This window comes from Deltaproteobacteria bacterium (assembly GCA_016709225.1).
Taxonomy (GTDB): Bacteria; Myxococcota_A; Polyangia; order Nannocystales; family Nannocystaceae; genus Xiheibacterium; species Xiheibacterium phototrophicum.
The window spans coordinates 1146406-1171212 of the sequence record JADJEE010000001.1 but is presented as its reverse complement, the minus strand read 5'-3'; the positions used below and the strand labels follow the sequence as shown (position 1 = coordinate 1171212).

General features: G+C 72.8%; 20 protein-coding genes and 3 tRNA genes. 9 read left to right on the top strand and 14 right to left on the bottom strand.

The window, feature by feature from the left end:
- The first annotated feature begins 157 nt into the window (after nt 1–157).
- Complete coding sequence (locus IPH07_04920) at nt 158–1363, top strand: hypothetical protein (protein MBK6916721.1); 1206 nt, start codon at nt 158–160, stop codon at nt 1361–1363.
- A 25-nt stretch (nt 1364–1388) separates the two neighbouring features.
- Here IPH07_04920 and IPH07_04915 read toward each other — a convergent pair whose 3' ends face one another.
- Entirely contained in the window at nt 1389–3254 is a 1866-nt protein-coding gene (locus IPH07_04915; GenBank protein MBK6916720.1) for a hypothetical protein, read from the bottom strand.
- 533 nt (nt 3255–3787) lie between these two features.
- On the opposite strand from IPH07_04915, the gene IPH07_04910 reads away from it, so the two are divergent.
- From IPH07_04910 to IPH07_04890, 5 genes are all read left to right on the top strand, one after another.
- Nucleotides 3788–4048: a hypothetical protein gene (locus IPH07_04910; GenBank protein MBK6916719.1), complete on the top strand. Its 261-nt coding sequence runs from the start codon at nt 3788–3790 to the stop codon at nt 4046–4048.
- A 53-nt stretch (nt 4049–4101) separates the two neighbouring features.
- Nucleotides 4102–4470, top strand: a complete 369-nt coding sequence (locus IPH07_04905) for a hypothetical protein (protein ID MBK6916718.1) — start codon at nt 4102–4104, stop codon at nt 4468–4470.
- Between the two features lie 37 nt (nt 4471–4507).
- Nucleotides 4508–4581, top strand: a tRNA-Arg gene (locus IPH07_04900).
- A 69-nt stretch (nt 4582–4650) separates the two neighbouring features.
- A complete protein-coding gene (locus tag IPH07_04895) occupies nt 4651–6231 on the top strand; it encodes a family 43 glycosylhydrolase (GenBank protein ID MBK6916717.1) in 1581 nt (526 codons plus the stop codon).
- A gap of 97 nt (nt 6232–6328) precedes the next feature.
- The gene (locus tag IPH07_04890) at nt 6329–9121 is read left to right on the top strand and encodes a serine/threonine protein kinase (protein ID MBK6916716.1); all 2793 of its coding nucleotides are present in this window, start codon (nt 6329–6331) and stop codon (nt 9119–9121) included.
- A gap of 8 nt (nt 9122–9129) precedes the next feature.
- On the opposite strand, the gene IPH07_04885 is transcribed toward IPH07_04890, so the two are convergent.
- Nucleotides 9130–10314, bottom strand: coding sequence for a penicillin-insensitive murein endopeptidase (locus IPH07_04885; protein MBK6916715.1), 1185 nt, complete (start codon nt 10312–10314; stop codon nt 9130–9132).
- Nucleotides 10315–10858: 544 nt separating this feature from the next.
- Here IPH07_04885 and IPH07_04880 point away from each other — a divergent pair.
- Nucleotides 10859–12019 (top strand): hypothetical protein, encoded by a 1161-nt coding sequence (locus IPH07_04880; GenBank protein MBK6916714.1) that lies wholly within the window; start codon nt 10859–10861, stop codon nt 12017–12019.
- Nucleotides 12016–12645 carry an ATP-binding cassette domain-containing protein gene (locus IPH07_04875; protein ID MBK6916713.1) on the top strand — a complete coding sequence of 210 codons (630 nt, stop codon included), beginning with the start codon at nt 12016–12018 and terminating at the stop codon, nt 12643–12645. The genes IPH07_04880 and IPH07_04875 overlap by 4 nt, the downstream gene beginning before the upstream one ends.
- A gap of 24 nt (nt 12646–12669) precedes the next feature.
- On the opposite strand, the gene IPH07_04870 is transcribed toward IPH07_04875, so the two are convergent.
- The 12 genes from IPH07_04870 to IPH07_04815 form a co-directional block, all read right to left on the bottom strand.
- Nucleotides 12670–13227, bottom strand: coding sequence for an adenine phosphoribosyltransferase (locus tag IPH07_04870; GenBank protein ID MBK6916712.1), 558 nt, complete (start codon nt 13225–13227; stop codon nt 12670–12672).
- A gap of 31 nt (nt 13228–13258) precedes the next feature.
- Entirely contained in the window at nt 13259–14053 is a 795-nt protein-coding gene (surE, locus tag IPH07_04865) for a 5'/3'-nucleotidase SurE (GenBank protein MBK6916711.1), read from the bottom strand.
- A gap of 75 nt (nt 14054–14128) precedes the next feature.
- A tRNA-Pro gene (locus IPH07_04860) sits at nt 14129–14202 on the bottom strand.
- Nucleotides 14203–14287: 85 nt separating this feature from the next.
- On the bottom strand, nt 14288–14740 hold the full coding sequence (locus IPH07_04855; protein MBK6916710.1) for a MerR family transcriptional regulator: 453 nt from the start codon (nt 14738–14740) through the stop codon (nt 14288–14290).
- Between the two features lie 106 nt (nt 14741–14846).
- The gene (locus tag IPH07_04850; GenBank protein ID MBK6916709.1) at nt 14847–15128 is read right to left on the bottom strand and encodes an integration host factor subunit alpha; all 282 of its coding nucleotides are present in this window, start codon (nt 15126–15128) and stop codon (nt 14847–14849) included.
- 117 nt (nt 15129–15245) lie between these two features.
- Nucleotides 15246–17747 carry a phenylalanine--tRNA ligase subunit beta gene (locus IPH07_04845; protein MBK6916708.1) on the bottom strand — a complete coding sequence of 834 codons (2502 nt, stop codon included), beginning with the start codon at nt 17745–17747 and terminating at the stop codon, nt 15246–15248.
- On the bottom strand, nt 17741–18766 hold the full coding sequence (gene pheS / locus IPH07_04840; GenBank protein MBK6916707.1) for a phenylalanine--tRNA ligase subunit alpha: 1026 nt from the start codon (nt 18764–18766) through the stop codon (nt 17741–17743). The genes IPH07_04845 and pheS overlap by 7 nt, the downstream gene beginning before the upstream one ends.
- Nucleotides 18767–18837: 71 nt before the next feature.
- Nucleotides 18838–19185, bottom strand: a complete 348-nt coding sequence (rplT, locus tag IPH07_04835; GenBank protein ID MBK6916706.1) for a 50S ribosomal protein L20 — start codon at nt 19183–19185, stop codon at nt 18838–18840.
- 3 nt (nt 19186–19188) lie between these two features.
- On the bottom strand, nt 19189–19392 hold the full coding sequence (gene rpmI, locus IPH07_04830; protein ID MBK6916705.1) for a 50S ribosomal protein L35: 204 nt from the start codon (nt 19390–19392) through the stop codon (nt 19189–19191).
- 210 nt (nt 19393–19602) lie between these two features.
- On the bottom strand, nt 19603–20334 hold the full coding sequence (locus IPH07_04825) for a translation initiation factor IF-3 (protein MBK6916704.1): 732 nt from the start codon (nt 20332–20334) through the stop codon (nt 19603–19605).
- Between the two features lie 150 nt (nt 20335–20484).
- Nucleotides 20485–20556, bottom strand: a tRNA-Val gene (locus IPH07_04820).
- A 74-nt stretch (nt 20557–20630) separates the two neighbouring features.
- Nucleotides 20631–22574, bottom strand: coding sequence for an AMP-binding protein (locus tag IPH07_04815; protein MBK6916703.1), 1944 nt, complete (start codon nt 22572–22574; stop codon nt 20631–20633).
- 287 nt (nt 22575–22861) lie between these two features.
- On the opposite strand from IPH07_04815, the gene IPH07_04810 reads away from it, so the two are divergent.
- Nucleotides 22862–24793, top strand: coding sequence for a serine/threonine protein kinase (locus IPH07_04810; GenBank protein ID MBK6916702.1), 1932 nt, complete (start codon nt 22862–22864; stop codon nt 24791–24793).
- The last annotated feature ends 14 nt before the right edge of the window (nt 24794–24807 follow it).

The window sequence follows — 24807 nt, the reverse complement described above, 5'->3', positions numbered from 1 at the left end:
ATATGTATTATCGGCAATTCCTGGACTGGGGCTTGGGGGCGTGCGCCCGGACCGAAACCCGCCCGGAGGCCCCGCTGCACCGCGAATTCGGGTCCGCAGCGCCGAGCATGCGATACCCGCGGCTTCGCCCGTGCCGACCTCCGACCACGACGCCCCCATGCCTGCGCCCACCGATGCGGTGGCCGCCTTCCTGACCCGCGCGGCCCGAGGCACGCGGCGCACGAACGCCGAGCTGGTGGCCCAGCTGGCGTCGCTGTCGGTCACCGACGACGCGACCCGCGACCTCGCGGCACGGCTGGTCACGCGGCTGCTGACCAAGGCCCCGCTGACGTACATGCAGGCCCGGCTGGGCGCGTCGCACTGGCAGGCCCGCATCGATGACCGCGCGCAGCCGAGCCGCTTCAGCCGGCTCGTGGTGAGCCGCATGAACCGCGTCAACCGGCGGGCGTTCGAGCGCTACGAGGCCGACGACGGCAGCACCCGCGCGACCATGCACCGGCTCGACGAGCTCGCCGAGCACCCCGAGCACATGGTGCCGTACTTCGAGGTGCTCGTGCAGAACGCGACCGCGGCGATCTTCGGCGAGCACGAGGCCGATCAAGCGCGCCTGGCCGATGAGTTCCTGCCGCGGCTGCTCGACGCCGACGCGCTGCTGCTGCGTTGGATCGAGGACGTGCTCGCGCGTGGCGGCCCGCTCAAGCACGTCGGCGGCGACACCAACACCATCGTCGGCGTGTACGACTGGATCCGCGAAGACCCCGAGCTGGGCTTCGCCCGCATCCCCACCGATTGCGACGACCGCTTCGACCTCGGCGCCGGCTTCGGCACGCCCTACCTCGAGTCGCTGTTCGGGGTGCCCCTGCTGGCGCTCGATCTCCATGCCCCCAGCGATGCACGTGGCCTGGGCCTGTCGTTTGCGGTGCGCACCGGTGGCCACGGCCAACGCCGGGCCATGAACGCCGTCGAGCGCGACGCCTACCTCGAGCGACTCGATCGGCAGCCATGGCGGCGCTACGACGTGTTCGCGGAGCCCCTGCCCGCACGCTCGGACCGCGTGCTGGTGGTGTCGTTCGGGTTCCTGTCGTCGACGGTGTCGAGCCTGTCACCGCTGGGCCAGCAGCTGGCGCCCAAGCTGCGCCCGCTGCTGACGACGTACACGTGCGTGCGACGCATCCTCGACTGCGCGGGCCCGGGCAAGGACGTGTCGCTGTTCACGGTGCAGCGCGCGACCGCCAAGGCGTACATGAACCGGGCAGTGTTCCTGCGCCTGGTCGATGGCCGGCTGGTCGATCACGGCCTCGCGGCCGAGCCCCACCAGGGTCGCTACGTTCGCGGTGTGATCCCGGCGGGCCGTCGCGGCTGACGGCCCACCGGCGACGCCACCGGCGTCAGCGCGCGCGGCGACGACGGCGACCCACGACGAGCACGCCCGCGCCGACCAGCAGCAACGAGGCCGGTGCCGGACCGCGCCGGGTGGTGCAGCCGCAGCCGTTGTCGCTGCCGTCGCCGACGCCCGCGGAGTCGCTGTCGCTGATGCCACCGCTGTCGTCGGCCGAGTCGGTCGCGCTGGCGCTCGCGCTCGCGTCGCCCTCACTGGCCGACGCCGAGTTGCTGTCGGAGTCGGCACCGCCCGAGCTGTCGGCGGCCGTGGTGCCGCCGCTCTCATCGGCGCCGCCGGTGGTCGCGGCCGCGGGCTCGAACTCGAGCTCGAGCCACGGCGCGTTGTAGGGCTCCTCGAGCGGCGGCTCGCCGACGCAGCTCACGTAGTCGTAGGTCCAGCCCGGCGCCAGCGTCCAGCCGGCGTCCGGATCATCGGGCTCGCCGCTGGCCGACAGCGACACCACGATCTGGCGCACCTCGCCGGGACCAACCGTACCGATCGCGACCCCGGTCGTGAGGTCGGCGGCGGCGACCGCATTGCCATCGATGTCGCCGGCGTTGCCGTCGATCGTGAACGCGTCGAGCGAGAGCCCGTTGGGCAGCGGCATGGTGAACGCGATGTTCTCGGCGTCGACCAGGCCGACGTTGTTCATCGTGACGGTGACGGTGGCGTCGTCGTCGATCGCCAGCGAGCCGGGATCGATGCTGGCGCCGGTGCCCTTGCCGGAGAAGTCGGGCGCGTTGACGCCGATCGCGAACGCCACCGTGGTCGGCACGTAGGAGTCACCGGTGGTCTGGGTGCGCAGCACCGCCGCGGTCTGGCCGTTGTCGAGCTGGCCGTCGTCCGACGACAGGCCCACATGGGTGATGTCCCAGCCCTGGCGACCGCCGCTGGCATTGATGCCGAGGATCGCGTCGTGGTTGGCGTTGCCGAAGCTGCCCGAGCTGTCGAGCAGGCCGTCGGCGCCGTTGATCTGCGAGGCGAAGAAGTTGTTCTGCGGGTTGTTGGGGCCCGACAGGTTCACGAACGGCCCAGCGGCGTTGGGGCCGATGACCAGCTGGTCGCCGACCAGGTTGGCGTCGCCCTCGATCGCGCTGACCACCGCGCCGCCGGTGAACGGACCCATCGGCGGCGTGCAGAAGCCCTCGAACTCGTAGTCCTCGGTGGCGTTCTCGTCGACGAACGAGCCGCCGACGAACACGGTGAGGTTGCGGATCTGCTGCGCGCTGTCGCGGTACGCGACCACCAACGTCCAGCCCGCCGCGTTCAGCGAGTTGATCGAGGTGTCCTGGGTGCCGGGCACGCCCGAGACGTCGTAGGTGCCGGCGCCGTGCTCGGCCACGAACGCGGTCACGTCGGCGGTGCGCATGTAGTAGTGGGCGAGGAAGCCGTTGCCGGGCTCGTCGATCACCAGACCGGTCTCGGGATCGGGCGACACGTCGGTCGCGTCGACGCCGAAGCCGAGCGTGACGGCGTCGTCGAGGAACGCGGTCACGTCCTCGGTCGGTCCGTAGTACGTGCTGCCGCCCCACACCAGCTCCGCGTAGAGCACCTCGGCGTCCTTGGGCAGCACCAGCACCGCCTCGGCGCCGTTCTCGGTCCAGTCTTCGGTGGTGTTGACACCCCACGGATTGGCCAGATTGACGGGGTGGTTGTCGATCGAGGTCGGGTCGAGGGTGATGAAGGTGCCGATCGAGTCGCGCGTGCCGGGGCCGTTGGCGTTGAGCTCCTTCGCGAGGCCCAGCGTGTTGCCGGTGGCGGTGACGTTGCCGGCGGCGGTGGTGTTGAAGCGCAGCGTGCTGGCGCCGGCGGCGACCGGGGGCACGGCCACGCCGACGAGCGCGAGCCAAGGCAGGAGACGGGTCCGAAGCATGGCCGCATCCTAACAGCGGCGTGCCGCGTCGCGGCCACCTGGCCGAGCTGCGAAACCTCGCGTCGTGGCGTGGGTGCGGACTCGCGCGCGCGCCGGAAATCGCACCGCATGTGGAGCGGTATGCTCGGGCTCTCCGATGGCAAAGAACCGCGCGCTCGTGGAGTTGCTCACCCGTGCTGGCCCCGCCTACTCGCGCGTGCCGGCGCGCCTGCGGGAGGTCCCGATCACCGCCGCCCGCGAGCGTGTGCTGGAGGTGGAATCGCTGCTGCATCTGCGAGATGGATTCCGAACCCTGGACGGTGCGTTGTACGTGCGCCCGTCGGTGACGGTGGCCCAGGTGCGCGGCAACGACGACTGGAACGCGCTCACGCTGTGGCGGGGAACCTGGCGTCACGCCACGACACTCTACTTCTTCGCAGAGGACGTTCTCGGGCGGCAGTTCGCGCTGCACCGCCACGGGATCGTGCGCCTCGAGCCCGCCACCGGCGCGGTCGATCCGTGGGCGGACGATCTCGAGGGGCTGGGCCGCACGCGTGCTCGCGGAGCCCGACGCGCTCGGCCACGCCGCGGTCACCCAGTGGGAGGCCGAGCACGAACGACTGCGCGCCCACGAGCGCCTGCAGGCCCACGACCCCACGATGCTCGAGGTGCCCGAGGCCACGACCTGGCGCGCACGCGAGGACGTCGAGCTCATGCGTCGGTGGGCGCTGGTGTTCCGCGTCCATCTGGCCCACCCCGACACCGCGCTCGATCCGTCGATGATCGACGAGGCGGCGTGGTGGGGTCCGGAGTAGGACGCGCTCGCGTCGAGGCCGCCGCGCTATGCTGATGGCAGGCCCCGCGTCGCATGGCTGCCTCGCACGAGTACCGGCTCACCGCCGTCGACGACCGGCTCGAGGTCTGGCAGCGCGGTGCGCCCGATCTCGCCGGCGCCGCGCGCTTCGTCGCCGCGATCGAGACCGCGCTGGCCGACTGCGGCGCACGCAAGCTCGTGTTCGACAACCGCGAGACCACCGCGACCGAGGCCGCGGTGCGCGAGCACATCATCGCGTGGGTCCGCGCCATCAGCGAGCGCTGTGTCGTCGCCGTCGTGCTGCGCTCCGAGATGCTCGCCGTCCGCCTCAACATGGAGGCCCTCGCCCACCGCGCCCGCACCCGCGCCTTCGGCGACCAGGCCGAGGCGCTCGCGTGGCTCGCCAAGCACTCGCCCGGCTGACGCGGACCGTCGGCTCTGCTACCTTCGCGCCGGTCAGGCTCGCGTAGCTCAGTTGGATAGAGCGACGGTTTCCTAAACCGTAGGTCGCAGGTTCGATCCCTGCCGCGGGCGCCCGCGATCCACCGCGATCGATCGTTCTACGGATTGCCGCCCCCGGCCCCTGCGTGCCACGACTGATCCGTGGCCCGACGCGCGGCAATCCTGGTGACGTGGACGTTGGCGTGCAGCCTCGACGCCGAGGGCGGTGATGGCCGCAGCGACGGTAGCGAGGGCTCGAGCTCGGGCGCGCAGGGGTCGACGAGCGCGGGCCCTGCGACGACCGCGGCGACCACCGTCGGCGAGGCGTCGAGCTCCGGTGAGGGCGACGCGTCGAGCTCCGGCGAGGCGCCGCCGGAGCCGGTGGCAGGCATCACGGCGGAGTACTTCGCCGAGCACGTGACGCCGATCGCGACGACGATCGAGCCCGAGGTCGTGCACGCGTGGGGCATGGCGCCGCCGTGGGGCGACCAGGCCGATCACGTCTCGGTGCGCTGGCGCGGGTTCTTGACCGCGCCGAGCAGCGACCTCTACACCATCCTCGTCGATGCCGACGACGGCGTGCGGGTGCGCATCGACGGCACGCTGGTGATCGACGACTGGCAGCCGCACTACGTGACGCGCTCGCAGGGCCAGATCGCACTGGTCGCCGACCTGCCCGTGGCGATCGAGATCGAGTACTTCGAGTGGGACCTCGAGGCCTCGATCGCGCTGTCGTGGTCACGCACCGACGTGCCCGAGCAGACCATCCCGCCGTCGGCGTTCACGACCCTGCCCGAGCTCGCGCCGAGCTCCGCCCCGAAGCCGCCATACCGCAACCCGGTGGTCGGCTTCGATTGCCCCGACCCGGGTGTGGTCGCGCTCGACGACGACGACACGCCCGGCTACGCGATGGTCTGCACCGGCGGCAAGTTCCGCGTGCGCCGCAGCGCGCAGCTGGTCACGTGGCACGACACCGACACGTTCCTGCTGCCCGATGGCAAGCCGCCGTGGGCCGACAACGGCGGCCGCAACTGGGCGCCCGAGCTGCACCACCAAGGCGATGGCCTGGTCGCGTACTTCACCACGGTCGACGGCAGCAACCGCCTGTGCATCGGCGCAGCTTGGGCCGACACCATCGACGGGCCGTGGACGGTCTCGGACGGGCCGCTCGTGCAGCACAACCAGGGCGTCATCGATGCCACCGTCGCCGACGACGGTGGCACCCGCTACCTCGTGTACAAGATCGACGGCAACAGCGTCGGCGCGCCCACGCCGATCCTCGCGCGCGAGCTGTTGCCCGACGGCTCCGGCTTCGCGGCCGGCTCGAGCGCGACGCAGCTGCTCGTCAACGAGCCCGGCACCTGGGAGGGCGGCGTGATCGAGGCGCCGTGGCTGGTGCTGCACGACGGCGAGTGGTTCCTGTTCTACAGCGGCAACGTCTACGACCACCGCTATCGCACCGGTGTCGCGCGGGCGCCCGCGCTGCTCGGCCCCTACCAGAAGCACGGCGCACCGATCCTCGGCAACAACGAGCGCTGGGTCGGGCCCGGCCACGGCAGCGTGGTCCACGTCGGCGACGACGACATCTTCGTCTATCACGCGTGGACCAACGCCGGCGACGGCACCCACGACGGCGCGCTCGGGCGGCAGGTGCTGGTCGATCGCATCGTGTGGGGCGACGACGGCTGGCCGGCGATCCACGACGGCAGTCCCAGTCGCACGCTGCAGCCCTGGCCCGAGTGAGGCCGGGACCCCGTCCGCGGGCGGCCCGCGGCGGTGCAATCGCGGCGCAATCGTGGATCGACGGGTCGCGCGTCGTACGATCGACCCTGGAGCACCCGTGCCCGAGCTGCCCCTCTCGACCACCTGCGAGGTCGCGCGCAAGACCTCGGCAGACCCCGAGTCCCAACCCGCGTGCGCGCCGGCGACGGCGGCACGCGAGTGGCCCGACGCCGCCGTCGCGCACGGCGGTGCGATCGGTCGCTACGTCGTGATCGAGCGCGTCGGCGAGGGCGCGATGGGCGTGGTCTATGCCGCGTTCGATCCCGATCTCGATCGGCGGGTCGCGATCAAGCTGCTGCAGCCCGATGGCGAGGCCGAGGCCGGCAGCATGGGGCGCGCTCGCCTGCTGCGCGAGGCCCAGGCGCTCGCCAAGCTCTCCCACCCCAACGTGGTCGGCGTGCACGACGTCGGCACCTTCGAGGGCCGCGTGTTCGTGGCGATGGAGTTCGTGCGCGGGCAGACCCTCACGCAGTGGTTGGCGGCGGCGCCCCGCAGCCGCGAGGAGATCGTCGCGACCTTCGTGCAGGCCGCCCGCGGGCTCGCGGCGGCCCACGACCAGGGGCTCATGCACCGCGACTTCAAGCCCGACAACGTGATGATGGGCGAGGACGGTCGCGTGCGGGTGCTGGACTTCGGGCTCGCCCGCAGCGCGGGCGCGACGCTGCCCGGCGAGCCCTCGGAGCGCGAGCTCGCGACCGATCCGGCGCGCAGCGTCGAGCCCGGGCCGCGCCCAGACCCGAGCCTGCGCAGCGATCGCGAGCTGGTCAGCGACCGGCTGCGTGCGCGTGCGACCGTCGACGTGATCGATCGCTCCGCTGGCTTGGTGATCGGCGCCGACGCCAGCGGCCGCGTCGACGTGCGACTCACCCGTACCGGCGCGATGGCGGGCACGCCGGCGTACATGGCCCCCGAGCAGCACCGCGGCCTCGACGTCGATGGGCGCGCCGATCAGTTCGCGTTCTGCGTGGCGCTGTGGGAGGCGCTGTACGGCGTGCGACCGTTCGAGGGCAGCGATCGCTTCTCGCTGGCGATCGCGGTGTGCAGCGGACGACGCCGCCCGCCGCCGCCGGAGATCCGCGTGCCCGCGCACCTTCGGCGCGCGCTCGATCGCGGGCTCGCGGTCGAGCCCACGGCACGCTTCGCCAGCATGCACGAGCTGCTCGCAGCGATGCAGCCCGGACGCACACGCGGACCGTGGCTCGCGGCGGCGGCGTTGCTGGGCCTCGGCGGGCTCGCGGTCGCGTCGCTGCGTCCCGGCGCCGCCGACCCCTGTGCCGACGCCGCTGCCTCGCTCGCGTCGGTGTGGTCGCCTGCGCGACGCGACGCGATCGCGACCCGCTTCACCGAGGTCAGCGCGTCGCTCGGGGTCGACACCGCCGCGCGGGTGAACACCGCGCTCGACGACTACGCCGGCCGCTGGGCCGCGCTCGCCCACGACGCCTGCGCCGCCACCCACGTGCGCCACGAGCAGTCCGAGCAGCTGCTCGATCGGCGCAGCGCCTGCCTGCACGTGCGACGGGCCTCGCTGGCCTCGGTCGCGGCGCGCTTCGAGCAGGCCGACGATGCCATCGTGCACCATGCCGCCGACGCCATCGCGGGCCTGCCCGAGCTGTCACGCTGTGAGGACGACGCCGCCCTGCTGGCCGCCGTCGCGCCGCCCGAGGACGCCGCGGTCGCGCGCGAGGTCGAGGCCGTCCGCGATGCGCTCGCTGCCGCCGAGGTCGACGGCCACCTCGGCCGCTACGCGCAGGCCTACGAGGACACCGCGGTGCTCGACACCCGTGCGCGCGCGGCGGGCTACCGACCGCTGGTCGCGGAGGTGAAGGCGCTCCGGGGTGACCTCGCGCAGATGGCTGGCCTCACCGCCGACGGCCGCCGCCTGCTCGAGGACGCGGCCCATGGCGCGCTCGCGGTCGGTGACGACGCGCTGTTCGTGCGCGCAGCGACCGAGCTGGTCGGCACCGTCGGGCTCGGCCTGTCGCGCTACGACGACGCGTTGGCGTGGGCCGGCCACGCCGCCGCGATGCTCGAGCGCTTGCACGACGGCGACGGTGCCCGCGCCGGGCTCGCGCAGGCGATGTGCAAGGTGCTCGCGGACAAGGGCGACGGCGTGTTCGCGCTGGCGCAGTGCGTGCGCGCGCTGGCGCTGGCACAGGCGCGCTGGGGCCCCGACAGTCTCCACACCGCACGGGCCCACCAGGCGCTCGGCATGGGCTACTTCGCGCTCGGGCGCTACGCCGAGGCCGAGGCCGAGTTCACGCGGGTCGAGACCATCGTCGCGCGGGACAAGGGCGAGCACCACCCCGACTACGCGCAGATCGGCAACGCGCTGTCGGCCACCTGCTACCACCAGCACGGCGCCTCGGCCTGCCTCGATCGCTTCCGTCGCGTCGTCGAGCTCACCGAGCAGGCCCTGGGCACCGAGCACGAGGGCGTCGCCGACGTGACCAACAACCTCGCGATCGTGCTGGTCGAGGCCGGCCTCCTCGACGAGGCCGAGCGCCGCGCGACCCGGGCGCTGGCACTGCGTCGCCGCGACTACGGCGACGACCACCCCGGCGTGGGCGCGTCCTTGGTCGCGCTCGCCAGCGTCGCGCAGGCCCGCGGCGAGCTGCAGCGGGCCGCCACCCTCAACGACGAGGGGCTCGCGATCTACCGCGACACCCGCGGACCGCGGCACCCCGACGTGGCCGCGACGCTCCACCAGGGCGCGTCGATCCGCCTGGCGCTGGGCGATCGCGCCGGTGCGCGCGCGCAGGCGACCGAGGCCCTCGAGCTCGCGCGCGAGCTCGGACGTCCGCGCGTCGAGCAGGACGAGCTACGCACGTTGCTGGCGGCGACCGAGCACTGAAGCGAATGTCAGCGGCAGTGTTCGCCGTGGGGCGGGCAGCCGAAGCGCACGTGCAGGTGATCGGCGTGGGCGGGCTCGTGGCGCACGAGCCCCTCGTGGGACCAGCGACCATGGGGGAACTGGAACACCTCGCGCAACACGCGACGCGACACACCGTGCTTGCGCGCCCACTCGTAGATGCGCCCCTGCACCGCGAAGTCGAGGAAGATGATGGTCGGGCCGCCGGCCGTCTTCGACTGGCGATGGAACGCCTCGATGAGCGCCCAGGTGGCCGCGAAGTCGAGCTCGGCCTCGTCGGCCCCGACGAAGCGCTTGGGGTAGGCCGACGGCGAGCGCACGAAGTAGAGCCCGAGGTCGACGTCGCGCCCGGTGCGGTGCGACTTGTGGCCTGACAGCCGTCCGCCCGAGCGCGCCGAGAGGTCGCCGATCGCGAGTCGGTGCACGCGGGGGTACTTGCGCTTCACCTCGCGGATCGCCGCGCGCGTCGACTCGACCACGTGGGGCTGACCCCACGCACGGGTGGGGTGCCGCAGGTAGTAGGCGCGATCGGTCGGCAGCTGCACCGCGCCGATCAGCACGCGACCGTGGGCCGGTGCGGCCACGCGCGCGGACGACCCCGATCCCGAGCGCGTGCGAGCGGGCGGGGGCGGCAGCTCGGCGTCGGCGAGCGGCGGGGGCGGCAGCTCCGACAACGGCGTGGGCGGGTCGACGGCGGCCCGCGCGGTGCTGGCCTTGCCGACGCCGACCGGCGCCGCGATGGGTGCGGCTGGCTCGGGCAGGCGCAGCCGCTGCCCCACGTGGATCATGTTGCCGGTGAGCGCGTTGGCCTCGCGCAGCGCGACCACGGTGGTGCCGTTGCGCGAAGCGATGCGTCCGAGGGTGTCGCCCTTGGCGACGATGACCTCGCGTGCTGCCGGCGCCGGCACGACCTTGGTGCCGCGCGAGCCGCTGACCGCCCGCTCCCTCGGCGGAGGCGACCGCGGCGGGCTGGCGACGGCGCGGCACGCCGAAGGCAACGCGAGCTCGATCCCCGCGCGCAGGACATCACCGAGCTCGGGGTTGGCCCCGCGCACGTCGGCGACGGTGCAAGCATGCGCGCGCGCGATGCTCCAGAGGGTCTCGCCCGGCGCGACGACGTGGGGCTCCGGCGCCGCCATCGCGACGAACCAGTGCATGAGAACGAGGCTGCGCATGGGTCGGCCTCCCCGAGTTGTGGACGTCGCGACGCGTGCCGGCAAGTTTTTGAACCCAACACGTCCGTGCAAGTCGCCCAGCCGCCGCGACCCGAGCTCGGGCAGAACGCCCACGCCGCGCACGCGCCCCCGGTGCCGATGCACAGGGATCCGAGCGTCGGAGCGCGACGCGACGCATGGCATGTTGGTTGCTGAAGCGAGCGCGCGACGGCGCCACCGCGCCCGCGCCACCGACGATGTCCGACCCCACGCACGGCCCGCGAACGGGCCCCGAGACGACCGGCGTCGAAGCCCCGGTCGAGCTGCGGGACCACGATGTGATTCCACTCGAACAAAGTGTTTTCAACCCATGGGAACTACATGAGTTCCCAAGCCCCGCGGAGGTCGAGCCCACGCGCATCTTCGTGGCCGTGCGACGGGCCGCGCCGCTGCCGGTGCCGTGGCGCTTGCGGGCCGTGGCGGCGCCGCGATCGCGCGACCTGGCGCGTGCGAAGCGACGTGGAGGTCGCGAACCTCCGCGCACTGTGGCACTCCTAGCGTCGTCGTGACCAAGGGCCCGAGCGTCGCGTCGATCGCACGGACGATCCTCACCCGCCCGCCAGGCCTGGTGCACGTCGTGCTGCCGATGGTGGCGGCCGCGGTGGTGACGCTGGCGCTCGGCTCGGCGCGGCACCTGGGGTTGCCTGCCGCGCGCGGCCTCGCGTTCACACTCGTGCCGGCCGCGCTGCTGGTGACCCTGCACGTGCGCACCTCGGGCTTCCTCCACGACGACGGGGTGGCCGCCACCCTGCCCTTGCCGGTGCCCCCGGCGACCCGCTTCGCGCTGGCGCGCGCGCGACACCTGCGGGGCCTCGCGTTGCAGACGCTGTGGTTGACGATCGCGATCGGGGTGGCTGCGCGGGCGTTCACCGACGCGCTCGCGCCGACGCTGGCGCTGGTCGCCGACGCGTGGGTGGTGTGCCTCGCGGCGGTGGGCACCGAGCCGATGGGTGCTGCGATCGCGGCACACCTCGGTCGACGTCAGGGCGACGGCAGCCTCGGGGCCCAGCTGCAGCGCTCCCTGGGTGGCGGCTGGACGCTGCCCGAGGCGGTCGTGCATCTCTACGCGCCGGCGTTCTCGCTGGCGCTCGCGGCCGCGCTGGCGATGCCGGCCCAGCTCGCGATCGATCGCGTCGCCGATGGGCTCGCGCTCCCGCGCGGCCTGCTGGTCGCCTGTGGCCTCGCGGCGCTGGTGGTGCTGGTGCTGCGCGTGGCGGCGCCGCGGGTCTACGCGCGCGGGGTCTTCGACGCGGTGCCGTGGCTGCGCGAGGCCATGCGCACGCTCGCGGGTCCGCCGACGCCCGAGCCGGCGCCGCGGTGGATCGGCGCGGTGTCGGATCCGGTCCTGCGCCTGCTGCTGCTGCAGCACCTGCGGCTCACGCCGGTGCCACGGCTGCGGCTGTGGGCACTGCTCGGGTGTGCCGGCGTGCTGGCGCTGCGGGGTCGGCCACTGGGTGCGGCCGAGCTGGGACTGCTGGTGGCGACCGCGGCGCTGTGGTTGCTGCCGGCCGCGGCGGTGCTGCGCGAGCGCGATGCACGGGCGCGACTGCTCGCGCCGCTGCCGGTGCGTCCCGCCGGCGCGCGGGCACTGGCGCTGCTGCTGGCGCCGGTCGTGCTCTCGCTGGTCGCGGTCGCACTGCGCACCGCCGGAGCTGCAATCCGATGACGAACACGACGCCCGCACCACTGCTCGCCCGCGGCCTGCACAAACGTTACGGCACCCGCTCGATCCTCACCGACGTCTCGCTGGAGCTCACGCGCGGCGAGGCGGTGGTGCTGCGCGGGCCCAACGGCACCGGCAAGTCGACGCTGCTCGGCTGTATCTGCGGCGACGTCGTGCCCGACGCCGGCGACATCGCGATCGCCGGCCACGATCTCCGCACCCAGCCGCTCGAGGCCCGGGCGGCGCTGCGATCGCTCGCGCAGGAGACCGAGCTGCCCGCGGGCCTCACCGGCCGCGAGTGGCTGGCGTTCCACGCGACCGTGTTCGGCGCGGCGGCACCGGCCGACGCCGACATCGATCCGCAGCTGCGCGCGGTCATCGATCAGTTCGCGAGCACCTACAGCGTCGGGCTACGGCGGCGCCTGGCCTTCGCGGGGCTGATGTTCGGCACCGCCGCGCTGTTCGTGCTCGACGAGCCCTTCGCGGGGGTCGACGTCGACGGTCGCGCGCGCATGGTGGAGCAGCTGCGTGCGCGGCAGGACGCAGGTGCGGCGGTGCTGCTGGCGGCCCACGACCACGAGCTCGGCGACATCGCGGCGCTGTCGCCCCGCGTGATGGCGCTCAGCTGACCCGCGCCCGCGGCAGCGAGGCGCTCAGTCGAAGCCCAGCACGGCTTCCACGCGCAGCCCCGGCAGCTTCGCGCGGCCACCCAGGGCCCGCAGCTCGATCAGGAACAGCGCGCCGACGACCTCGGCGCCGGTGCGCGACGCCAGATCGCGTGCGGCCGCGGCGGTGCCCCCGGTCGCGAGCAGGTCGTCGATCACCAGCACGCGCTCGCCGGGCACGATCGCGTCGGCGTGGATCTGCAGCCGGTCGGTGCCGTACTCGAGGGCGTAGCTGGCCTCGAGCGTGGCCGCCGGCAGCTTGCCGGGCTTGCGCACCACCACGAACCCGGCACCGAGACGATCGGCGACCGCCATGCCGAACAGGAACCCGCGCGACTCGATGCCGACGATCTTGTCGACCTTGCCGGCGAGGTCGGCCACGCACGCGACGTGCAGATCGATCGCCGCACGCAGGGCCGCGCGATCGGCCAGTACCGGCGTGATGTCGCGGAAGAGAATGCCGGGCTTGGGGAAGTCGGCGATGTCGCGGAGCTTGCTGCGGACCAGCTCGAGCTGGGCGATCGGATCGGATGCGGGCGATGACATGGCGGCTCCTCGCAGACGGCTCGGTGGAGGTTCAGGCGGGGGCGTCGGCGAGGTCGGCGACCAGCGCCTGCGCGGGTCCGAGATCGGGCGCGGTGAGGTCCATGTGCAGCGGCGTGATCGCGACCAGGTGGGCCGCGACCGCGCCGGTGTCGTGATCGAGATCGGTCGAGCCGGGCTCGGGCGGACCGCCGATCCAGTAGTAGGGCCGCCCCATCGGATCGGTGCGCGGCTGCACGCCGTCGCGATAGCGTCGCTGACCGAGCCGGGTGACGCAGATGCGTCGCGGCGCCGCGAGCTCGGCGGGTGTCGGCGCGACCGCGGCCGAGACCCCTGCCCGCGCCGGCACGTTGCAGTTCACCAGCAGCGGTGCGGGGGCGGCGAGCAGCCGTTGGGCCAGACGCACCGCGACCGGTGCCGCCCAGCTGGCCCCGTGCTCGCCGCGCTCGGCCGAGATCGCGAGCGCTCGAACCCCCCGCAGGTAGCCCTCCGCCGCGCCGCCGACGGTGCCCGAGTAGAAGACGTCCGAGCCGAGGTTGTAGCCGGCGTTGATGCCCGAGCAGACCAGGTCGGGTGGTCGCTCGCACAGGTGCATCATCGCGAAGTAGACGCAGTCGACCGGCGTGCCGGTGAGGTACCACCAACCGGGACGGATCGACTGCGCACGCAGGTGCGTGTGGAACGAGATCGCGTGCCCCGAACCACTGCGCTCGGTCTCCGGCGCGCACACGATCACCTCGCCGACCTCCGCCAGCGCCTCGGCCAGCACGGCGATGCCCGGCGCCAGCACGCCGTCATCGTTGGTCACGAGAATGAGCGGGCGCGTCATCGGAGCCGGCGGTGGAAAAGATGTCCCAGGGCCCGCACTCGTCGGTGAGTGGCGGGCCCTGAGGGACCGTTCCTGTCGGGGCGGCGGGATTCGAACCCACGACCCCTAGACCCCCAGTCTAGTGCGCTACCAGGCTGCGCTACGCCCCGAAACGGCCGGCGGTGGATACCGCTTTCGTCGCCCGAGGGCAAGCCCATCGACGATTTTAGGGCGCCGCCCCTGGCCGCGGGCCGCCTACTCGTGCTCGACCAGCGCGCGGGCGCCCCCGCGACGGCTGACGAACGCGGCGGGATCCGCCGCGCGGCGCTGGGCCGGGTCGTCGCCGTCGCCGGCGTTCACGAACGCGCGGACCTCGTCGAGCAGTGTGCTGACCCGCTGCAGCGACGCGCGGGCCGCGAACGCGGGGCTGGGCTTGGCCAGCTCGACCGGCGCCCCACCCTCGTCGCGCTTGACCGGCTCCTTGAGCTCGGCCCGGGCGCCGGCGATGGTGAACTTCTTCTCGTAGAGCAGGTGCTTGATCCGCAGCAGCGTGACGACGTCGCGCCGACGGTAGACCCGCTGCTGCGTGCGGGACTTCTGCGGCCGCACGGCCGAGAACTCGCCCTCCCAGTAGCGCAGCACGTAGGGCTCGACGCCGACGATCTCCGCGACCTCGCCGATCTTGAAGTAGAGCTTGTCGGATCCCAGATCGACGCCGTCGTCGACGGCGCCGCGGCTGCGCGCGGCAGCCGAGGTCTTGGCGCGTCGACCCGAGGTCGACTTGGCGCTGCGGGAGCTCGCGGCCACGGCGGCGTCAGGTCTCGTTCAGGGCCTGCTTGAGCACCGGCGAGGGCTTGAAGGTCAGCACCTTGCGCGGCTCGATCGTGATCTCGGTGCCGGTCTGCGGATTGCGACCCGGCCGGGCCTTCTTCTCGCGCACGAGGAAGTTGCCGAAGCCCGAGATCTTGATCTTCTCGCCGGTCTCCAGCGTCGACTTCATGACATCGGAGATCTTCTCGACGAGATCGGCGGCCTCCTTCTTGGAGAAGCCTCCGACGACGTCGCACACGCGATCGATGATGTCGGCCTTCGTCATGGCAGCCACGGATCCTTGCCGATCCCCGCTGCGATCGCAAGGCCTCCGCCGGCGGCGACACCGTCGCCGCCACGCGTGCGAGGTCGCGGCGCCGCGAGGCCGGTGGCCCGGCGTACGTCAGCGGCGGCGCAGACCGGCATCGTCGGCGAGCAGCCGCGCGCACGCGTGCGCGACGATGGCTTCGTGCACCGCCGCGACCTCGTCGTCGGTGACCGAGCGCCCCTGTGCGCGGTAGTGCAGGCGCAGCAGCACCGCACGCCGTCCCGCCGCGACGCCCTCGCCGCGGTAGTCCTCGAGCCACTCGATCGCGGTGCGCCCACGATCGCCGGGCTCGAGTCGCGGGCGATCCTCACTGCGCGCCGCGTCGCCCTGCGTTGCGATCGCAGCGTCGTGCAGCGCGGCCACGATGCTCGCCGCCGGCAGCGATTGCGAGACGTCCAGCGAGAGATCCCGCCACGTCGCGGGAAACCGCGGCAACCCGTGATGCCGCGGCACCACCGGGGCCGCCAGCGCGGCCAGCTCGAGCTGACCATAGGCGACCGCGCAGCCGCGCGGCAGATCCCAGCGTGCGAGCACCCGTGGGTGCACGCGACCGAAGCGACCGACCACGCGTTCGTCGAGCACGATCTCCGCCTGGGCGCCGGGGTGCAGCCACGGCACGCCGGTGGCGGCTGCGACCACGCGACCGGCTCGACCGAGCCGCGCCAGCACCTGCAGCAGATGGCCCGCCACACGGCGCGGATCGGCCTCGGCGTCGCCCTCCCCCGCCAGCAAGACCGCAGCGATGGTGGGCTCGTGCGGCAGAGCGGCATCGATCGCGGCGGTGGGGCCGTCCTCGACGGCGTGGGCCCCGTGACGGTAGACCCGACCACACTCGAACAGCTGCAGCGCGCGGCCATGGCGGGCGCGGTTCAACGCCACCGCGTCGAGCATGCCCGGCAGCAGGTGGGTCCGTAGTGACGCGGCCTCGGTGCGCATCGGGTTGGCCACGCGCACGATGTCGACGCCGTCGGGGTCGTCACCGACGGCGGCGATCGAGGCCGCGCTGGTGAAGACCATCGACACCAGCTCGTGCAGCCCGCACTCGCGCAGGGCGTCGGTGACCGCGTTGGCGACGCGATGCCGTGCACGCGCGGCCGCCGTGCCCGGGGACGGCGGTGCCGACGGGGGATTGACGACCATCGGCAGCTGCTCGAGTCCAAAGTGACGCACGACCTCGTCGACGAGATCGACCTCGCGCTCGAGATCGGGGCGGTGGCTGGGCGCGATCGCCTGCCAACTGGCGGCGTCGGTGCGATCGAGGGTGACGCCGACGCCGTCGAGGATGCGAGCGGCGTGCTCGTCGGGCACCCGCATGCCGAGCAACGCCGCGGCGCGTGCGGGCCGGTACGCGATGTGGCGCCGCGCGGGCAGGCGACCGTCGCGAATCGTCTTGGCGATCGGCGTGGCGCCGGCGAACGCATGCAGCCAGGTGCAGGCCTGGGCGCACGCCGAGCGCAGGCCCGCGTCCCAGTCGACGCCGCGCTCGAAGCGATGGCTGCTGTCGGTGGAGAGCCCGTGGCGCCGCGCGCTGCGACGGATCCCCGCCGGCTCGAACCACGCGGCCTCGAGCAGGAGCGCGTGGCTGTCGGGCGCGACGCCCGAGTCTTGCCCGCCCATCACGCCCGCGAGCGCCATCGGTCGCTCGGCGTCGGCGATCACGAGGTCGCTGTCGACCAGCTCGAGCTCGCGGCCGTCGAGCAGCGTCATCCGCTCGCCGCCGCGGGCTGCTCGCACGAGCACGCGCCCCTGGGCAAGTCGTGCGCGATCGAAGGCGTGCAGCGGCTGCCCCCACAGCATGAGCACGAGATTGGTGACGTCGACGACGTTGGACAGCGCGCGCAGGCCCACGCGGTGCAGTCGGACGCGGGCCCACAGCGGCGACGGCCCGACCTGCGCGCCGGCCAGCGCGACGCCGTGGTAACGACCACAGCGCTCGGGCGCGGCGAGCTCGACCAACCCGTCGTCGTCGGGCACGTCGGGCAGCGCCAGCGCAGGCGCCCGCCAGCGGGCACCGAGCTTCACTGCGACATCCCGCGCGACGCCGACGTGGCCGAGCGCGTCGGGCCGGTTGGGCGTCACCGACAGCTCGATCACGGTGTCGCGCACGCCCGGCACGTACGACGCCAGCGACGCGCCTCGGGGCGCATCGGTCGGCAGCACGAGGATGCCGCCGTCGTCGCCACCGATGTCGAGCTCGACCTCCGAGCAGATCATGCCGGCACTGTCGACACCGCGCACCGGCTTGCGACCGATCGCGAGCCCGCCTGGCAGCGAGGTGCCGGGCTGCGCGAACGCAACCTTGCCCCCCGGCGCCGGCACGTTGGCGGCGCCGCACACCACGGTCACCACGCCGGTGCCGTCGTGGAGCTGCACCACGCGGAGGCGATCGGCGTCGGGGTGTGGCGCGATCGCGACGACCTCACCGATCACCACGGTGTCGAGGCCGTCGCCGCGACGGTGCACGCCCTCGACCTCGAGCCCCAGCGCGGTCAGGCACGCGCACAGCTCGGCGTCGTCGGCCGGCAGCGCGACGGTGTCGGCCAGCAGCTCGCTCAGCCAGGTTCGCGAGATCAGCATGGGTACTGCTCCAAGAAGCGCACGTCGCCCTCGAACATGAGCCGCAGATCGGGGATCTGGTGCATCAACATCGCCATGCGGTCGATGCCGAAGCCGAATGCCCAGCCGGTGTAGCGCTCGGCATCGATGCCGCAGGCCTCGAACACCGCGGGGTGGACCATGCCGGCGCCGCCGAGCTCGATCCACCCGCTGCCCTTGCACACGCTGCAGCCGCGTCCGCCACAGAATGGACACTGCATGTCGAACTCCGCGCCCGGCTCGACGAACGGGAAGAACGACGGCCGGAAGCGCACCTGCAGCTCGCGCTCGAACAACGCGCTGACGAAGCGGTACAGCGTCGCGCGCAGGTCCGCGAAGCTGGTGCCGGTGTCGACACACAGCCCCTCGATCTGGTGGAACATCGGCGAGTGGGTCGCGTCGTCGTCGCGGCGGAACACGGTGCCGAGCGCGACGATGCGGATCGGCGGCTTGCGTGCGAGCATGGTCCGCACCTGCACCGGTGAGGTGTGCGTGCGCAGCACCAGATCCTCGGCGCGCAGCGACGAGCCCGGCGGCGGCGTCACGAAGAACGTGTCGGCCATGTCGCGCGCGGGGTGATCGGCGCCGATGTTGAGATCGTCGAAGTTGAAGCGCGCGAGCTCGACGTGGGGCCCATCGGCGACGTCGAAGCCGAGCTCCGCGAACACCCGCTCGAGCACCCGACGCGTGCGGGTGATGGGATGCAGGCTGCCGACCTCGGGCACCGCCACCGCCGTGAGGTCCTCGAACTGTGCCAGCGCGGCCTGCTCGGCGGCCTCGGCGAGGCCGCGGCAGTGCGCGTCGTAGAGCGCCTCGAGCTCGGCCTTCAACGCGTTGACGCGTTGGCCGTGCTCGCGGCGCTGCTCGGGCGGCATCGCGCCCAGCTGGCGCGACAGCTCGGTGACCAGGCCCTTCTTGCCGAGGTACTTGACCTTGACGGCGTAGGCCTGCTCGAGCGTCGTGCTGGCGGGCAATTCGTCGCGCGCGAAGGCTTCCCGCATTCGCGCCAGTGCATCGTCATCGGACACGGGGCGACGATACCATCGCCGCCGCCACGATTCGCAGCGAACGCTCAGACCTTCGCGGTCTGAACGATCTTCGTGAACGCGGCCGGGTCGACGATCGCGAGCTCGGCGAGCACCTTGCGATCGATCTCGATGTTCGCGCGGTCGAGCGCGCCGACCAGACGGCTGTAGTTGGTGCCGTTCAAGTGGGCGCCCGCGTTGATGCGGACGATCCACAGGCGACGCATGAACCGCTTCTTGTTCTTGCGACCGCGGTACGCGTGCATCCACGCGCGGTGCACCGCCTCGACCGCACGTCGCCACATGCGACGGCGACCAGCGACGAAGCCCTGGGCGAACTTGAGGACGCGATTACGACGACGACGGGCTTTGAAGCCCCGTTTTGCGCGCGGCATGGATCACCTACCCCCGTGCGGCAGCATCAGCTCGATGTGCTTCTGGTCGGGCTCCGAGACCACCGCCGTGCCACGCAGCCTTCGCACGCGGTCGGCATTCTTCTTGGTCAAGATATGGTTCTTGTGGCTGTGCTTGCGCTTGGCCTTGCCGGTCGCGGAGAAGCGGAACCGCTTCTTCGCGCCGCTGTGGGACTTCATCTTGGGCATTTGGACCCCGAGGGAACGCGCTTCTACCGGACTTCCCGGCCGCCGGCAAGCCCCCTGCCGCGCGTGGCGAGGGGGGCCGAATCGGCAGCGGATCGGTGGCCCCCGACCGGCGCGTGCGCGGTCGGAGGGTGGCCGAGCATCGCCTGTGGAAGGCGATTTCGGGCGATTTCGGGCGATTCGAGGCCGAGGCGCGGGTCGAGCGACCGGCGGTCAGCCGGCGTCGCCACCCGCGGCCGCCTCACCGGCGACCGCCTCACCCTCGTCATCGTCGTCGTCGTCGTCGTCGTCGTCATCCGGCAACGGCGGGAGATCCTCGAGATCGGGATCGACCGCACGGGCCGGCGCGGCACCACCCGCACCATCGACGGGGCGGGGACGCTGCGGGGCTGCGCCGGCCCGCTGGGGCTTGGGCGCGAGCACCATGTTCAGACGGTTGCCCTCGAGCTGGGCCATCTGCGCGACGGTCGCGAGATCGACGACGCCCTTGCAGACGCGATCGAGGATCGCGCGGCCCGTCTCCGGGTGGGTGATCTCGCGGCCGCGGAACTGCACGACCAGGCGGACCTTGTCGCCCTCGGCGAGGAAGCGACGGATGTGGCGCAGCTTGAAGTCGAAGTCGTGCTCGTGCGTCTTCGGGCGGAACTTGACCTCCTTGAGCTCGGAGGTCTTCTGGTTCTTCTTCGCCTCGCGCTCGCGCTTCGCGGACTCGTACTTGAACTTGCCGTAATCCATGATCTTGCAGACCGGTGGATTGGCCTTGGGATTGACCTCCACGAGCTGCAAACCGGCGGTTGCGGCCAGCTCCATCGCGTCTTGCGTGGACATGATCCCGCGCTGCTCACCGGTCTCGTCGATGACGCGGACTTCGCGAGCGCGAATCCTGCGACCGACGCGGTGTTGTTCCGATGGGCGCGGAGGGGGTCTGGACTTCGAGCGGGAGATGGTCGTGACTCCGGTTGAACTGGATCGCTGGGGCGCAGGTCGCGGCGAACCGCTCGCCCGCGCGGCGGGTGGAGCTTGGGCCCGCAGCACAGCGGTCGTCAAGCGGCAGACCGGTCACGGCCGCCGGCCCTTCGGGCTGGCGGTCCGCTGTAGGGCCGGACGGTCTCGAACCGTCGACCTCTACCGTGTCAAGGTAGCGCTCTACCCCTGAGCTACGGCCCTATCGGTCACCCGTGGGGAAGCTAGTCTCGTCCCCACGACCGGGCACGGCGTTTAGCGTGTTCTGGGCCCGATCGTCAAGCCCCCTTGCGGCCTCCGCGGGGCTCGCGGGCCTCCGAGCCCGCTTTGGCGGGGTCCGTCGCTGGCGCGCCCCGGCCCGCAGGCCCGGCGCCCACCGCATGGGCGTCGGCGTTGGCCTCGGCCTGCGCCGACAATCGCGCGCGCAGCCCCGCGATGCGGGCCGCGTGGCGGGCCGCGATGGCGTCGCGCCGGGGGGCACCGCCGCGGGCGAGATCCCCCGCGAAGGCCTGCAGGGGCTCGGGCAGCAGCGAGAACTCCGCGATCGCCTCATGGCGTGCGACGGCGTCGTTCACCGCCGCGACCGCGTCGGCGACGTGCTGACGGATGCGCGGGTGCTCGACGAGATCGGCGCGGCTGCGGCAGCCGAGGTTCTCGCGCCTGGCGATTTCCATCATCACGCGGTCGTCGATGTCGACCAGTGCGACGAGCTCGCGCTCACCCTCGCCGAGCACGACGGCGCGCGCGATGCCGGCGGCGCCGGCGAGCATGGCCTCGAGCTTCTGCGGCGCGACCCGCTTGCCACCTTGGGTCTTGATGATGTCGCGCTTGCGATCGACCAGCCGCAGCATGCCGTGCTGCAGCTGCGCGACGTCGCCGGTCGCGAGGAAGCCATCGGCTTCGCGGGTCACCTCGGGAGCTTCGTCGAGCGCGTGGCCCAGCGACGGCGAGCGCACGAACAGCTCGCCGTCGTCGCCCAGGCGCACGTCGCAGCCCGGCAGCGGCACACCGACGGTGCCGAAGCGATAGCCGTCGACGCGGTTGCACGCGACCACGCCGCCGGCCTCGGTGAGTCCGTAGCCCTCGAGCACGAGCACGCCGGTGGCATGGAAGAACTCCGCGAGCTCGCGGCGCAGTGGCGCGCCACCGCAGCTGATGTAGCGCAGGCGGCCGCCCAGGCGCGCGCGCAGGCGCGAGAACACCACGCGCTGGGCGAGGCGGTGCTGCAGCGACAGCGCCATCGGCACGCCCTCCCCGCGCTGCACCAGCGCGCTCACCCGTCGACCGGTCTCGAGCGCGCGCTCGATGGCCGGGCGCGCCCAGCCGACCCGATCGAGCTCGCCGCGGAAGCCCGCCGCCAGCCGCTCGAGCAGCTCCGGCACCGCCGCGAAGGCGGTGGGCGCGAGCTCGACGAGATCGCGATCGAGGGTCTTGGGGCTGCCGAACGAGGTCGTCGCCCCCGCGGCGATCGCCGAGCACAGCACCACGCGGCCGTAGATCTGCGACAGCGGCAACACCAACAGCTGCTCGTCCTCGGGGCCGAGCGCGGCGGCGTGGGCGATCGCCTGGCCTTGGTAGACCGCGCCGCCGTGGGACAGCACCACGCCACGCGGCGCGCCGGTGGTGCCCGACGTGAAGAGGATGGACCACGGATCATCGGGGCCGAGGATCGACGGCGCGTCGACGATCGCCGCGCGCAGCAACACGTCGGCGGCCATGGCCGCGCGGCCGCGGGCGCGCATGCTCGCGAGCGTGTGCTCCTGCGACGACGCGGCGGCGTCGGTGGCCGCGGTCATCAGGATCGAGGCGTCGTGGCGCAGGCCGACCAGGCGCGCGGCGCCCTCGGGCTCGACCACCAACGCCTTTGCCCGCACCTGCCGCAGCATCGCCTCGATCTCGGGCGGCGGCGCCGAGGCCGGGATCGGCACGCTCACCGCACGGGCCCAGGCCGCGCCCAGCTCGACCAGCGCGCCCCCGACGGACTCGACCCCGACCAGCGCGACGCGATCACCGGGCCGTACGCCGAGGCTGACGAGGCCCGCGGCGATCTCGCACGCGGCCTCGACCCACCCGCTCCAGGAGATGGGTCGCCAGGTGCCCGCCACGCGGCGGCGCAATGCTGGCGCACCGGCCCGCACGCGCGCCATCGCAGCGAGCGCCGCGGGCACGCTGCGGATGGTGGGGTTCGGTCGCCAATCCGCTTCGAACGCAGTTCCGGACATGAATGCCGCGAAGCGCGGACCTTACCACGGTCGGGTCGCGTCACGCGAGCCCGTCGGTCGTCGAGCACGCCTCGCCGCGACGACCACCTCGACCCGTCGGGGAGCTTCCGCGCTGCAGTCCCCCTGGTAGACTGCGACCCGAGGCCGCATTGGGCCCCGGCGAGGCCGGGCGTGGCCGTTGGATTGGACCTGACCTTCGAACGCCGCGCGTTCGTTTCCGACGCACGGTCGCAGCGCCGATCCCCGTCGTCTCCGGCTGCTTTGGCCCTCCACCCCGCATCGCCACGTTGCCCACCCTCGCCGGCACCAAGCTCGACAAGTACGACATGCTCGAAGAAGTCGGGCATGGCGGCATGGCCGTGGTGTACCGCGCCCTCGATGGCACGCTGCACCGCGAGGTCGCGGTCAAGGTCCTGCACGCGCACCTCGCCGACCGCGAAGAGTCGCGACTGCGATTGCAGCGCGAGGCGATCGCGGTGGCGAAGCTGCGCCACGAGAACATCCTCGAGATCTTCGACTACTCGGGCACCCAGGCCGGCGAGAGCTACATCGTCACGGAGTTCATCCACGGCCCGACCCTGCGCGAGTGGCTCGACGACGACTACACCCCGCGACCGGCCGTGGCGGCGCTGGTGGTCCACCGGCTGACGCTCGCGCTGATGCACGCGCACAAGGGCGGCATCGTGCACCGCGACATCAAGCCGGAGAACGTGATGATCCGGCGCGAGGACGGCTGCATCAAGCTGATGGACTTCGGCATCGCGCAGATCCTCGACAACCAGAAGCTGACGATGACCGGCCAGCTGATCGGCTCGCCGGCGTACATGGCCCCCGAGCTGATCAACGGCCGCGCGCTCGATGCCCGCACCGACCTCTTCTCGCTGGGGATCCTGCTCTACCAGCTCGCCACCGGCGCGCTGCCGTTCACCGGCCGCAACCCCCACGAGGTGCTCAACCGCATCGCCGACGGCAACTACCCCGCGCCCTCGACGGTGTGTCCGCTGGTCGACAAGGATCTCGAGAGCATCATCGCGAAGGCGCTCGCGACCAACCCCGACGAGCGCCACCAGTCGGCCGAGACGCTGGCCCGCGAGCTCGAGCTGTACCTGCGCGAGATGGGCGTCGAGCCCTCCGCGGAGGAGCTGCGAGGGTACTTTCGCGACGCCAAGGGCTACCTCGTCGAGCTCGATCAGCGCGTCAGCAAGACGCTCATGGGGCAGGCCGAGCGGGCCGCCCGCGAGGGCATGCACGGCCGCGCGATCCGGCTGCTGTGCCGGGTGCTCGAGCACGACAAGGAGCACCGCGAGGCGCGGGCCATGCTCGCGCGCCTGCGCGTGCGCGAGCGTCGGATGCGGCAGCTGTTGCTGGCCGGCGCGGCGCTCGGCGCCCTGGGCCTGGTCGCGGCGGCGTTCGTGCTGGTGCCCGACCCCATGCGCGAGTCGCTGCAGCTGCACGACGCCCACGCGGCGGGCGCGACCCCGGCCACCCCCACGCCCGCCGCGGTGGCGGCCGACGCCGCGCCGCTGCAGAGCGATCCCGGCCCGAGCGACGCCACCGACGATGCCGCCGCGCTGGTCGACGTCGATCCCACCACCGCGGTGGTGCCGACGCCGACGCCGACGACAGCCGGGGCCGACGACAGCGGCGGCCGCACGCGGCCCGAGCCCGGCACCCGACCGGTGCGCACGCCCCCGCCACCGCGAGCGCCGACCAAGACCGACTGCGTGGTCCTGCTGGGCGGCGTGCCGCTGCCGACCGCGAAGAACCTCAAGCTGCACATCACGCCGCGCGACGGCAGCGTGGCGTCGGCGCGGCCGATCGACGCGCTCGAGCTACCGATCGAGTTCGCCGGCACCGAGGCCACGTTGACGATCTCCGATCGCGGCTGGACCGCGTCGCGCGCGGTCCGACGCGACGAGTGCGAGCGCGGCACGGTGTCGCTGACGGTGATGCCCAAGCCGGCGAAGATCAGCTTCAACTTCAGCGGTGGCGCCTCGAAGCTGGTGGTGACCTGCAAGGCCGGCTGCCCCGAGGATCTGCTGGGCGCCGACAAGATGGCGAGCGCCTTCCCCAGCATCCGCTTCGAGCCCGAGACCACCAAGCGGCTCGTCCGACTCGAGTTCAACGCCGAGGGCTACGTGCCCGGCGAGGCGGCCTACGAGCTCCATCCGGGCGTCAACCCCATCGAAGTGAAGCTGCAGCCGCGGGCCTCGGGCTAGCCGCCGAACGCAGC